General features: G+C 60.0%; 10 protein-coding genes. 9 read left to right on the top strand and 1 reads right to left on the bottom strand.

The window, feature by feature from the left end:
- Positions 1 to 75: 75 nt before the first annotated feature.
- From HMPREF1484_RS03420 to HMPREF1484_RS10835, 8 genes are all read left to right on the top strand, one after another.
- Positions 76 to 426, top strand: a complete 351-nt coding sequence (locus tag HMPREF1484_RS03420; protein ID WP_016663634.1) for a hypothetical protein — start codon at positions 76 to 78, stop codon at positions 424 to 426.
- A 148-nt stretch (positions 427 to 574) separates the two neighbouring features.
- A complete protein-coding gene (locus tag HMPREF1484_RS03415) occupies positions 575 to 2953 on the top strand; it encodes a hypothetical protein (protein WP_147594884.1) in 2379 nt (792 codons plus the stop codon).
- 45 nt (positions 2954 to 2998) lie between these two features.
- Positions 2999 to 3394: a hypothetical protein gene (locus tag HMPREF1484_RS03410; RefSeq protein WP_016663632.1), complete on the top strand. Its 396-nt coding sequence runs from the start codon at positions 2999 to 3001 to the stop codon at positions 3392 to 3394.
- Positions 3391 to 3837 (top strand): hypothetical protein, encoded by a 447-nt coding sequence (locus tag HMPREF1484_RS03405; protein WP_016663631.1) that lies wholly within the window; start codon positions 3391 to 3393, stop codon positions 3835 to 3837. Before HMPREF1484_RS03410 ends, HMPREF1484_RS03405 begins: the two co-directional genes overlap by 4 nt.
- A gap of 387 nt (positions 3838 to 4224) precedes the next feature.
- The gene (locus tag HMPREF1484_RS03400) at positions 4225 to 4560 is read left to right on the top strand and encodes a hypothetical protein (RefSeq protein WP_016663630.1); all 336 of its coding nucleotides are present in this window, start codon (positions 4225 to 4227) and stop codon (positions 4558 to 4560) included.
- Positions 4561 to 4604: 44 nt separating this feature from the next.
- Positions 4605 to 4913: a pore-forming ESAT-6 family protein gene (locus HMPREF1484_RS03395; RefSeq protein WP_016663629.1), complete on the top strand. Its 309-nt coding sequence runs from the start codon at positions 4605 to 4607 to the stop codon at positions 4911 to 4913.
- Positions 4914 to 4997: 84 nt separating this feature from the next.
- Positions 4998 to 5342, top strand: a complete 345-nt coding sequence (locus HMPREF1484_RS11495; protein ID WP_016663628.1) for a DUF6507 family protein — start codon at positions 4998 to 5000, stop codon at positions 5340 to 5342.
- Positions 5339 to 7747, top strand: a complete 2409-nt coding sequence (locus tag HMPREF1484_RS10835) for a hypothetical protein (protein WP_016663627.1) — start codon at positions 5339 to 5341, stop codon at positions 7745 to 7747. The genes HMPREF1484_RS11495 and HMPREF1484_RS10835 overlap by 4 nt, the downstream gene beginning before the upstream one ends.
- A 296-nt stretch (positions 7748 to 8043) precedes the next feature.
- On the opposite strand, the gene HMPREF1484_RS03380 is transcribed toward HMPREF1484_RS10835, so the two are convergent.
- On the bottom strand, positions 8044 to 9858 hold the full coding sequence (locus tag HMPREF1484_RS03380; RefSeq protein ID WP_016663626.1) for an alpha-glucosidase: 1815 nt from the start codon (positions 9856 to 9858) through the stop codon (positions 8044 to 8046).
- A 265-nt stretch (positions 9859 to 10123) separates the two neighbouring features.
- On the opposite strand from HMPREF1484_RS03380, the gene HMPREF1484_RS03375 reads away from it, so the two are divergent.
- The gene (locus HMPREF1484_RS03375; RefSeq protein ID WP_016663625.1) at positions 10124 to 11827 is read left to right on the top strand and encodes a dihydroxyacetone kinase subunit DhaK; all 1704 of its coding nucleotides are present in this window, start codon (positions 10124 to 10126) and stop codon (positions 11825 to 11827) included.
- Positions 11828 to 11938: the final 111 nt, after the last annotated feature.

Here is an 11938-nt window from a genome sequence, read left to right as displayed (position 1 = left end):
CACACCACCAACGCCCTGCCGCCCCAGCGGCGGCAGGGCGACTTACCACTACTACGCACATTTGGGGGGTAGTCGATGCAATACGACATCGATCCGGAAGCTTCAGGGCAAATAATTGAAAGCGCAGTGAGCATTATCGATGACCTTAAAATCGCCATCGGTGAAGCTGACTCCGCAATCTCGACAACCGGGAGCGCCCTCCAGTACAGCCCTAAGAGCCAATCCGCAATGAACCCCTATCTGGAAGACATCGTCAAAGGGTCCGTCAAGGCTTCACAAGGCACGGCCTACAACACGATCAACTGCACCATCGAAGCTCTCACCTCATACTGCCAAGGTGATGCCACTATGAGTTCAAACTCCGGGAGCGCCAGCGCGAGCATCGGTGCCACTGACATGCCAGGAGGGACCGCCAATGGATCTTGAGCTTCCCGATATCGACAACCCCGCCGCGGTAACCAGCCTCGCCTCTGAAGTCGAGTCTGTCGGCACGCGCACTTTTGACCTAGTGTCCTCTGCACAGGAGACCTGGTACAACCTGTCCGGCACCTATCGCGCGCCCGAAGCAGAGGCCGTGTACAACGGTATGCGTGAACCACTCAAGTTCGCCTCGGCACTCCAGGTCAGTACCAAGCTGGCCAAGCGCGCTCTTGATGAATATGCCGCGAAACTTGTCGAGTTCCACGTTCGCAAAGCCCAGTTAGAGGTTGAAATCATGGCAGCTCAGCTTGCCATGGCACGGGCCCTAGCTATGCCCAGAACGAAGACAGAGAAAAACTCTGACGGCGAAAACGAAGAAGTCCCGAACGAAGAGCGCGAGGAAGCGATCGCCGACGCCCAGGACAAGCTCGAACACCTCGAGAACGAAGTGAAGAAGCTTCGAGATGACATGGACAAGGCCGACTCGGCACTCGCAAGTACGCTCGACGGCAGCGCGACAAATGTGACTAAAGGCGGGCCTGCGACCCCCAATGACCCCTTCGAGCGGTTGCGTCAGGGTGCACTGGACTCGATAAAGGACACCTTTTTACTCGTCGGTGATTTACTAAAGCTTGAGGTCAAGGGCGCTAAGTTTCTGTGGAATAACCGCGACGAAATTCTGAAAGCGGCGAGGGGGCTTGACGACCTCTTCGAAAACGGTGGCTTAGATCGAATGAAGAGCACTGTTGCTAGGGCCCTCATGAAGTTCAGGTCCCGAGACATAGGTTCGGCGGCCCTACGTGGGACAAAGAACCTGTTAGCAGGCGAGTACCGCGATTTCAAGACGGACCCTGCTTATTACATCGGCGGGTTTATTCCTGACGCCATCACGTCCGTGTTCACTGGCGGGGGTGCGGGCGCCCTCAAAATCGGTGTTACTTCCACTGCAAAGGCTACCGCCGGACTCGCCGCCAAGGGCGGGGCTAAAGCCGCCGCCGGCGCAGCAATCAAAGGAGCCGGAGGCGTTGGAACCAAAGGCGCAGCGACGCTCGGCATTGGTGCCGCTGCTCGCCGGAGCGCGAAGAATGCCGGCAGAAACGCTGGCGACGCAATCGCTAAAGCGGGAACGCACGGTGCAACTAAGCATTTCGATGACGCCGCAAGGGCTGGCCGTAAACGAACTGCTCACACACACCCCAACCGTTCGGCAATCGACGCTAGCAAGAGCGTTAATCCAGCCCACTCTGGGGCTGGCGCTCCGGCCAAGAGCCACTTCGCGACTCAAGCAGTTGACAATGCTGATGGACCACACATCAAGGATCGTTTCGGACGGAATTCAGGAGAACCTCTCACCTTCGTCGACGGTCGCGACGCCGCAAACGTCGGTGTAGACGACCGACTGCTCCGTGAATCACGAGATGCTCACAAATACCATCAGGGAGGCCCTCTGGGCGCTGTTACCGAGAATATTGATTCAGCGCACACCCCTCAGCCACACTCTGGTTTCGCAAGGCACCATTACGTGAATGACTCCCCCATTCCCCCGAGCCCCAGCATGCCGGCGAACGAGTTCTACGCCTCGCGTGCACGTGCGTCCATGATTGAGGATGCCACTTTGCACGGGGATTATGATCGAGTTGAGTATCTTCAGAAACTGGACGACAGCGCTATCAAGGCGGAGCATCAGCAGTTCAGTTTCGATAAATACGTCGAACGCCACACAGTCGATGGTTCCGAGTTCGAATTCAAGAACAACCTCGAAAGGGATCCGCTCAAACAGTGGCGCGATGCGAACCTTACCCACGAAATAAACGAAGGCGGCTACAAGCCCAAGTCGAACGAGCTTCTTCCCGAAGGCGGCCTGCCCGAAAAAATCGATCGTCCGCGCGGGTACGCTCCAGACCCGAAGGTTCACGTTGCTGATTACGTCAACGAAAACCTTCGTGAAGTGACAGTCGAAGTCGGGCAAAACAAAGTTGTCCACCGGATTTACCCGGACTACATGGAGACTGAAGCTATTGTTCTCGAAAAGTTCACCGCCGTGAAGCGCCTGGATGGCCCGGCCGCACGTGAGTGGATTAAAGAGATCGGAAAGCTCACCAACGACGAGGCCGGCCACATGATGACACACATGTACGCACCAAACTCGGGAATTGGGAATTATCTACCTCAATTCACCGACGTCAACAAAAAGACGATTTGGGGTATCGAGACGTCACAGATGGACGCGATCATGAAGGAAGATACGTTCACACACTTCTCGACACGCGCTACGCTCGACCCCACTGGACGGCCGGAGAACTACCACGCGATCGCCGACTTCTACGACCGCGAGACCGGAAACCAGTGGCTAAGGATCGACGGTGCCATGCCGAACGGTGAACACCCGATCTTCGACCGCAACCCGGCCAAGTCGGAACTTCCGATGAAGCACATCGATTTCCGCGCCGAGAACCTGAGTGAGGTCAAACGCAACGCGCTCGAGTCCGGCTCAGTGAACTGGCTGCACTTCGACTTGGTCAAGAATCCGTAGGAAACAGGGATAGATCGCCCCTTCACAAATCGATAGACTTCACATATGACTACAATTCATGCACCTTGGGCGGGGACACCCACTGAGCGTTTCGAATATTGCGTGCGAAGGGGTCTCGAAGAAACGGATCGTCTCGAATCCTTGACGATCTTCCTCGTTCACACGAAAACAGGCGAATTTTTCGACACCTCGCTCGCCAAATTTGCGGGCAAGGATCCCTACACCGTGAACCTCGCATTCGGCAAGGACCAGCGTAAGCTCCTGCTAGAAGTCTTCCTCGAAAAGCAGGTGCACATTGACACGGCAGCGACCCTCGTCGTGCGGTTCGACCTCGAGCAAGACACATTCGTTTACAATTACGTGGATAATTTTGGAGGCGACGAGCAACCCGTGAGCACTCAGGACCTCCTCGAACTCGCAGAGGAGCTACGTAAGCAATGACCCAAAACCCCTCGCACGATAGCAGTAGCCTTTCTCGCGACGAGGATAAGCGTCTCCGGGAGCTTGCGGAAGCCCTCCAACTCGACGTTCAAGATTTCACTGCCGAGTGGGATGCGTTCACCGCGGTCTTCACAGTCGCCGACGGTCTCGACGGTCTCACGCTTCAGCAAGTCGATCCAATTTTCTACTTGAAGAACGGCGCCTTCACTCACGGCGTGTTCTCTCGCAAAATTCTCGAAGTTCCTGTTGTTCGATATGTGGAGGCCCGATCACATGATCGGCCCTTCGACATCGCCGTCGTCTTTTTCACGTACGACGCGGAAACCAAGGGCATCGAAACTCGCGTGTTCTGGGATAACGAGGCCGTCACGTTCCTCGTCACCCCCGACACGTGGACCAGCGTGGCGCAGGTTGCGAATCCGTATCGCGAAAAGAAAGCCTAAAAGCAGCGCACCCCAAGCACACCGGCCTCCGCAGTGGCATCACCCAGCGGGAGCCACGACGCCTTAGTCGTCTCCTAACAATGCGCCGCTGGAGGAAAACGTTGCCTTAACGGCCGGCATCTCAAGCGCAATTCATAGGCGAAGACAGCGTTTTGAGTGCAGCTTCACCCAGCCCTGGCGTGAACATACGGTGGCGGGTGAACATCGCGGAAATTTCTTGCAAAATGGTTTCTCTTCGGGTGGTGCACGACACGACGGATCTGTACTTTATAACGGTCAGATAACGGGACGTGTGTCCCGGACAGCACAAGGGGAAGCGTGGGAACCGCACGCGCTCTGACGCCGTGGTTCACACACTCCCACCACTACTTTCAAGGGAGTGCATTCATGAAGTTCGATATGGGCAACCAGACCCTTTCCACCCTCACCACCAACACCGCGGGTTCCAACGACGATTTGGGCACCCTCGTCCAGCAGCTCGTCGCTTCGGTTGAGCCGCTTGAGGGCAAGTTCAACGGTGCCGGCCGCGCCGCCTTCGACCAGTTCAAGGGCCGCACCGACGAAATCAGCGCCGACCTCAACTCCTCGCTCGGCCGCATCGTCGAGGGCCAGTCCGGCATGGACACCGCCTTCCAGACCGGCGACCAGGAGTCGATGGACAACGCCACCTCCGCCCAGGGCTCGGCCAACTTCGACGGCGCACGCTTCTCCGGCCAGCGCTGACCCTCACCCGTCACCACACATACTTTTTCTAGAGAGGAACTCTCATGCCCACCACCGACCGTATTTCGTTTGACACCGGCGTTTCCCAGTCCGTCCAGGGCGACATCGCAGGCATCATCGGCCGCCTCGAAGGCCTCATCGCCCAGCGCGACCAGCAGGTCGCTACCGCCATGGCCGACTTCCAGGCCGACGGCGTCTCCGAAGAATACCGCCACGTTGAACAGCGCTGGAACCGCGCCTCCAACGAAGTCAAGAGCATCATCAACCTCGTCAAGACCACCATGGGCAAAAACGACGAAACCGCCACCAGCGCCCAACAACGCGCCGCCAGCGCCGTCGCCAACATCGGCTAACACCACCACACCACCAACGCCCTGCCGCCCCAGCGGCGGCAGGGCTGCCGGCCATTGCTGCACCTTCCCAAGGGGGACACAACCATGTCATTCGATATCCAACCTGATGCATCCAGACGAATCGTTGAAAACACGACCGCAGTAGTGTCTGACCTGGAAGAAGCATCAAAGGACACGCAAAATGCAATAAATACAACGCCAGCTGCTTTTGAGCACAGCCCCCAAAGCAAAACGGCGGTGCTCTCTTACTTAGAGCATTTCGTAACGGGTGAGGTCAACGCGACACGCAACATGACTTCAAAATCAACGAGAGCGGCAGCTGACGCAATCAATGCCTATAGGGCCGGCGACACCGAAATGAGCGAGGAAGCTAAAAATGCTATTGCCTCAATTCCGGTTATTCACTTTCCTGGGGAGGTCGTGAAATGATTTCCGTTGCAGACCTCCCGGATATCGATAGCCCGGAAACCGTTCGTCAGCTAGGCGCAGACATCAAATGGATCGGCAGTCGCGCAGCAGACCTTATGGGCTCTGCAACTGAAATTTGGTCTGGCTTGCGCAATACTTACTCTGCACCCGAGGCTTCGAAGCTTCACGCAGCGATGCGGCAGCCCAACGAGATTGCCTCCGAACTCCAAAGAAGTACTTCCGAGGCCAAGAAAAATCTGGACGAATACGCGGATAAGCTAAGCGATTTCGAGAAGCGTAAGGAGTCGCTCAAACGAGACATTGAATCGGCTCTCGCCGATCTCAGCTACGCCGAATCACTTCCGGAGACCGTCACTGAGACTGACGCTGATGGCGAGACACACGAAGTACCAAACACTGAGCGTGACGCACTTATCGCCGCCGCCGAGCGGAAGCTCTCCGAGCTTGCGGCGGAGGTCGAAAAGCTCCGCGGTGACCTGAAGGACGCCGACTCTGATCTCGCTTCACGGTTCTTGAGCGCCGCACAGGGAGATCTCAGTTTCGCCACTGCGCTTCTCGCGCTGGCGACTCCGGAAGCGAAGGAAGCTTTTGCTCGAGGCGTATTGGACTGGATCAAGGACACGATTGATCTGGCGAATACCCTCGTCGGCCCCTACGGCGCGTTCGGTCCGGCCGGCATTGCGCTCGGTTTAGGTATGAAGGCTTGGCAGAATAAGGACCGTCTCTTTTCAGCGGTCCGGAGCCTTAACTCCTACCTCGTGGGAAGTCCGGAAGATCGAAAGTACATGAATGAACAGCTGCTCGGCCGCGCTTTGACGTGGGGCCGTAGCAAGTACGTCGATTTCCTCTACGATCCCGGGCACTCCCTTGGTTATCTAGCGCCCGACGTACTGCTCTCGGTCGCCACGGGCGGATCAGGTGGCGCCGCACGTGCCGCCGGGGCCGGAGCCGCGAAGAACATGGCAGAGGCTGGCGTGAGAGCAGGTACTCGCGATGTTGCCGAATCTGCAAGCAGTGCGGCTGCTCGAGCTGCGGGAAAGCCTGCAGCACGAAGTGGCGCAGGTGCATCAGGAAGGACGGCGCTGAAGAATGCCGACGATGTAGTTCCCGGCACTACACCACACCCCAGTGGCGGGAGTCGGGGCACTAACTCGACCTCCACTGTGAGTCCGAGCACCGGTGTAGAGGTGCAGAACTCGGCATCCATCCCCGCCGAGCCCCCCGTGGCAGGGGCCAATGGAGTTCACCCCGGGACCGAAACAATAGCCGCCTACGACCCACCGGCGCTGAAACCCGGGAACAACCCGACACCCACTCTCCGGGAGCAGATGGACCAAGCCTGGCGCGAGGCAGAAAAGCCCACGCAAAGGCTCATGACTGACATCGAGTACACAAATTCGAGACGGCGTGCCGACCTCGCGGCTGCTTATGACGCCATGGGGAACGGCCAGAATGCGGCATCTATTCGATACATTTACGGCCCAGATGCCGTAAGAGATCTTCACTCTGCAATGCTCGAGAATCCTCACGTTCTTGAGAATCTTCGACTGGGCGCCGATAAGCTTAAGTTCTCTCCGAACAATTCCATCGCCGCGCTACCTGAGACTCAGTACTCCGAAGTCATCGAGCACCTTGTCACCGACGGTCCCGTTGGACCCCGTCTCGGTCCGGTGCCGCCCCCAGAGTGGAGCGCATCTGTGGCTGCGGATTCCGACCTCATCCCGGAGGCCACGGTTATAGATGAAATCGGAACTCGATCTCGACATGGGTACCTCCAGTGGGATCACGGTGCGGAGGCACACATCCAAAGGAGTTTCCGTAATGAAGATGGGAAAGTCCTTGGCGAAGCCGATGCGAGGGGACTTACAGACCGCGCCTTTTCTTCCGATGACCCGATTCGTAAGGATGGCCACAACGGTCGTAGTTTCGTCGAGAAGAATGGGCAAATCTCGCATACCCCGGAGGAAGTGGAGGCTTATACCAAAGAACACGGGACGCGTCCGCCTCACGACGATGCCGGCCACCTGCTTCCAGGCAACCTTTTCCCGAACATCGGAGCTGCCAACTTCACCGGGCAAGACAGCAATCTAAACCGCGGCTCCTTCAAGCAGTTCGAGGACGTCCCGCGCGATATTCTCAATCATCCTGAAGATAGCTATGTCGATTACCGGATGCATGCACCGCTTGAGGAATCTGGGCGACCCGAACTCTACAGTGGCGAAGTCATTGGTGGGCACAAGGCTTCAGGTCAGGAGATTTTGCGCCTCAAACAGGAGTTCGTGAACGCCCCAGGTCGACAGTTCAGTCGCAATCCTAACGTTTTGAACGCTCTCGACCAACCGGACGTGCGAAAGCGTGCAATTGATGCTTTGTTTGACGCGATTGTGAACGATGGAAAGAGTTAGCAGGGGGCGCTTGCAACTTTCTTTTACACATTCACCCTTCATGGAGCTATAGCGCAAGTCACGCACGAGTGACAAATCAGCTGCAAATCAAGCCAGTCTCTCACCAAGATCATGCTTCGATAGCGCACAATTAGCGCCTTTGATCCAGTTAGATATTCGCTTTAAGCTGATTCTCTCAGCGCCTAGCGGAAGCATCTTCATCGCAGCGAGACCAAATAGCTTTTGATATAGCAAACGGAGGCGCCCGGCGGATTCATTCCGCCGGGCGCCCCCCTTATTCCTCAACGGTGAGAAGCTCACGCCTTGAGCAGCGCGAACTCCCATCCACCAAGTTTCTGCTCGCCGGCGCGCTCGCCGTCTGCGACGTTCGACAGCACAAGCTCGGCGCCTTCGGGCCACACGTCGGAACTAAGCTCAACGGCCTCGCGCGAGAAATTGGCAACGGCGATGAGCGAGGAGGCGTCGGACCCCTCCCCCGCGCTGAACCTGCGCACGGCCCAGACACGCGACGGGCCGGACTGACCCGGCAGGCCTTCGCCCATGCTTTCGACCGGGCCGAGCAGCTCGAAGCCGCCCGAGACGAGGAGTGGCTCCCTCTTGCGCAGCGCGATGAGGGCGCGGTAGAACTCGAACACGGAGCCTTCTACGCCAACCTGGTCGGCAGCGTTGACGCCGTCAGCGGCAGAGGGGTTCACGGCGATCCACGGTTCGCTCTCACCGAAGCCGGCACCAGAATCAACCGCGGCAGTCCAGGGCATGGGTGTGCGGGCGTTGTCGCGGTTCATGTCGCTGATGCCGGGGAGGAGTTCCGCGAAGCTGCCGTGGCCGAACTGCTCGGATTCGCGCACGTAGTTGAGCACTTCGATGTCGCGGAACTGCTCGAGACGCTCCCATGGGAAGTTCACCTGGCCGAGTTCCTGGCCCTGGTACACGTACGGGGTGCCGCGGTGCGCGTGGAGCATGCCCGCGAGCGCCTTCGCGCTGCGCACACGCCACGCAGGGTCGTCGTCGCCCCAGCGGGACACGGAGCGGGGCTGGTCGTGGTTCTCGAAGTAGAGGGAATTCCAGCCGCCTTCTTCGGCGACTTCGCGATCCCAACGGGCGAGGTTGCCGGCGAGCTCGTGAAGCGGCAGCGGGCGCGACGGGTTGAACTTGTGCCCTTCGTGCTCGAGGCCGACGTGCTCGAACTGGAACACCATTTCGAGTTCGCCGCGCTCAGGCTTGGAGGTGAGCAGTGCGTCGTGGGCGGTGATGCCGGGGGTTTCACCAACATTGACGAACGTCTTGGGGTAGCGGTCGAAGACCTCGCGGCGCATTTCCTGCATGAATTCGTGGAAGCGCGGGCCGGTCATGACCATCGCGAAGGCAGAGCCGAGGCCGTCCTGCGTGGGCGGGCCGTCGGGAAGGCCTTCGGGCTTCGAGATGAGGTTGATGACGTCCATGCGGAAGCCGTCCACGCCGCGGTCGAGCCACCAGCGCATCATGTCGTACACGGCCTCGCGGACCTCGGGATTTTCCCAGTTGAGGTCGGGCTGTTTGCGGGAGAACATGTGCAGGTAGAACTGCTCGGTTTCCTCGTCCCACTGCCAGCCGGGGCCGCTGAAGGCGGAGTCCCAGTTGTTGGGTTCGGTGCCGCGTTCGCCGGGCTTCAGCCCCTCCACCTCGCGAGCGTCGCGCCAGATATACCAATCGCGCTTCGGGTTGGTACGCGAGGAGCGGGATTCGACGAACCATTCGTGCTCGTCGCTCGAGTGGTTGACGACGAGATCCATGACGAGGCGGATCCCGTGGGCGTGGAGCTTTTCGATGAGTTCGTCGAAGTCGTCGAGGGTGCCGAACATCGGTTCGATGTCGCGGTAGTTGGCGATGTCGTAGCCATTATCGTCTTGCGGCGAGGGGTAGATCGGCGAGAGCCACACGGTTTGGATGCCGAGTGCGGCGAGGTGGTCAACATGGTTGATGATGCCGCGGAGGTCGCCGATGCCGTCGCCGTTCGCGTCGGCGAACGAGCGCGGGTAGATCTGATACACGACGCCGTTCTTCCACCAGTCGGGTTGGTCGGCGCCGGGGGCATGGGCAAGCGGGGGCATGGGGCGAAGATTGTCGTTCATGCCTCCACGGTAGTCGAGATTTTTTTCTCCGCAAAAGAAAGCCTGCGGGAAAACTGGAATTTTGTCGGTGGGGTTGCGTCGGCTGGGGTTTTCCGGCTGGATTTTCCGGTGGGGTTTTCGGTCCGACGCTTGCCGCTCCTCAGCGCACCACCGTTCCTCACGGTGAGCCCTCGTGCCAGTTGAGCTCCTCGACGCCATCAGCACCGGTCAAGCGCCGATTGTTACCGTGAGGCCACCAGCGCACAGCGACCATAGGAGTGTTCTCGTGTCCGCGTTTTACTCAGAATCGGCATCCCCATCCTTCTACGCACTCACCGCGATAGCTGCGGCGGCGGGTGATTCGATCGCCCTGTCGCGCGACCCGCATTTCGTGAGCGCTACGAAGCCTGCCCCGGAGCGCACGGTCGCGCTCGTGAGCGGCGGAGGCGCTGGCCACGAGCCCATGCACGCGGGATTCGTGGGGCGCGGCGGCCTCGACGCGGCAGTGCCGGGCGAGGTGTTTACGTCCCCGCACTCGCGCCAGATTTTCGAGGCGAGCCGCGCCGTGGCAAAGGACGGCGGCGTGCTCCACATCGTCAAGAACTACACGGGCGATTGCATCAACTTCAACATCGCCGCGGAGCGCCTTTCGGCGGAGGGCATTGAGAGCGCGCAGGTGCTCGTGAATGATGACCTTGGCACCGATTCGGGTGCAGTCGGCCGCCGCGGCATTGCCGGCACGACCCTAGTCGAGAAGATCCTCGGCGCAGCAGCAGACTCAGGCCTTAGCCTCGCGGAACTCAAGGAGCTCGGTGACGCGGTCGTCGCCGCGACACGGTCGCTTTCGGTCGCGCGCCGCGCCCACACCTCCCCCGGCGCTGACCAGCTCGCCTTCGACGTGAACGCGGGCGAGCTCGAATACGGCGTGGGCATCCACGGCGAGAGCGCGAAAGAAACGATCGAACAGCCGACGCTTGAAAAGCTCGCGCAGCGCATGGTTTCCGAGCTGCGCGAGGCCCTCGCCGAGAAGCTCGAGGCAAGCGCGGGCGCGCTGCTCTTCGTCAACGGTCTTGGCGGTCTCGCCCCGCTCGAACTGCTGCACATCCAGACCGCGGCCCACGAGGCCCTCGCGGATGCGGGTGTCAACGTGCGCGTCGCGTTCTCAGGCAATTACACGACGGCGCTCGACATGGCCGGCTTCTCGCTCACGCTCACCGCGCTCAACGAGGAGTGGCTCGAGTACGTGTGCGCGCCCCACGACACGGTAGCCCTGCCCTCGCCGCGTCTCCTCCCGGACGACTTCGACGTGCATGCAGGCCGCGAGGCCGAAAACGCTGGCGAAGGCGATGGTGAACATGAGGCGTCGGCTGGGGCGAAGCAGGCGTCGGACTGGCTTTCGACCTTCGTGGAAACGTTTGAGAGTTCCCGCGCGACGCTCGATGAGATCGACCAGAAGGCCGGCGATGGCGACGTGGGCACGAACCTCGCGAATGCGGCGAAGGCGACTCTTGCGCACGCGAGCGGGGCGGATGCCGATCTCGCGGCGGATCTCAATTCGATCGCGGAGGGCTTCCTCAACGACACCGGTGGCTCCTCCGGCCCGCTGTTTGGCCTCGCCTTCCAGGAAATTGCGGCGGCCGCGAAGAACGGCACCTCACTTGTGGAGGGCGTAAAGGAGGCCCGCGCCGCGGTGACGCGCGTGGGTGGCGCGGAGCCGGGCGATCGCACAATCGTGGATGTTCTCGAGGCGGTTGCCGGCTCGGGAGCTGAGGACCTTGACGCCGCGGCCATCGCGGCAGGCATCGATGGAGCGGAGTCAACGAAGGATATGTCCGGCGGCCGTGGACGCTCGAGCTACCTCGGCGATCGCGTGCTCGGCACTCCCGATCCGGGGGCACTCGGCATGGCGCTTGCTCTCGCCCTGATTGCGGAAGGCGCGGGCGCGAATGTTGAGGCTGAGCGCGAGAGGCTCGCAGCTCTCATCAGCTGATCCCGCCCCGCCGCCGGGGCGGCGACCAAACCGTTCCACTTCATAAAGAAAATCGCTCCCTGCCCGCACGGCGCGGGTGGGGAGCGGCCTTTTCTTCATAGAGAGTGACGG

Source organism: Dermabacter sp. HFH0086 (assembly GCF_000413375.1).
In the GTDB taxonomy this organism is placed as follows: domain Bacteria; phylum Actinomycetota; class Actinomycetes; order Actinomycetales; family Dermabacteraceae; genus Dermabacter; species Dermabacter hominis.
Note: the sequence above shows the minus strand (reverse complement) of the source record. Positions and strands in the feature narration are given on the sequence as shown.

Excerpts from the sequence above, each read along its gene's own strand:
- HMPREF1484_RS03420 (WP_016663634.1), top strand. The coding sequence starts at position 76 with ATGCAATACGACATCGATCCGGAAGCTTCAGGGCAAATAATTGAAAGC.
- HMPREF1484_RS03410 (WP_016663632.1), top strand. The coding sequence starts at position 2,999 with ATGACTACAATTCATGCACCTTGGGCGGGGACACCCACTGAGCGTTTC.
- HMPREF1484_RS03405 (WP_016663631.1), top strand. The coding sequence starts at position 3,391 with ATGACCCAAAACCCCTCGCACGATAGCAGTAGCCTTTCTCGCGACGAG.
- HMPREF1484_RS03400 (WP_016663630.1), top strand. The coding sequence starts at position 4,225 with ATGAAGTTCGATATGGGCAACCAGACCCTTTCCACCCTCACCACCAAC.
- HMPREF1484_RS03395 (WP_016663629.1), top strand. The coding sequence starts at position 4,605 with ATGCCCACCACCGACCGTATTTCGTTTGACACCGGCGTTTCCCAGTCC.
- HMPREF1484_RS11495 (WP_016663628.1), top strand. The coding sequence starts at position 4,998 with ATGTCATTCGATATCCAACCTGATGCATCCAGACGAATCGTTGAAAAC.
- HMPREF1484_RS10835 (WP_016663627.1), top strand. The coding sequence starts at position 5,339 with ATGATTTCCGTTGCAGACCTCCCGGATATCGATAGCCCGGAAACCGTT.
- HMPREF1484_RS03380 (WP_016663626.1), bottom strand. The coding sequence starts at position 9,858 with ATGAACGACAATCTTCGCCCCATGCCCCCGCTTGCCCATGCCCCCGGC.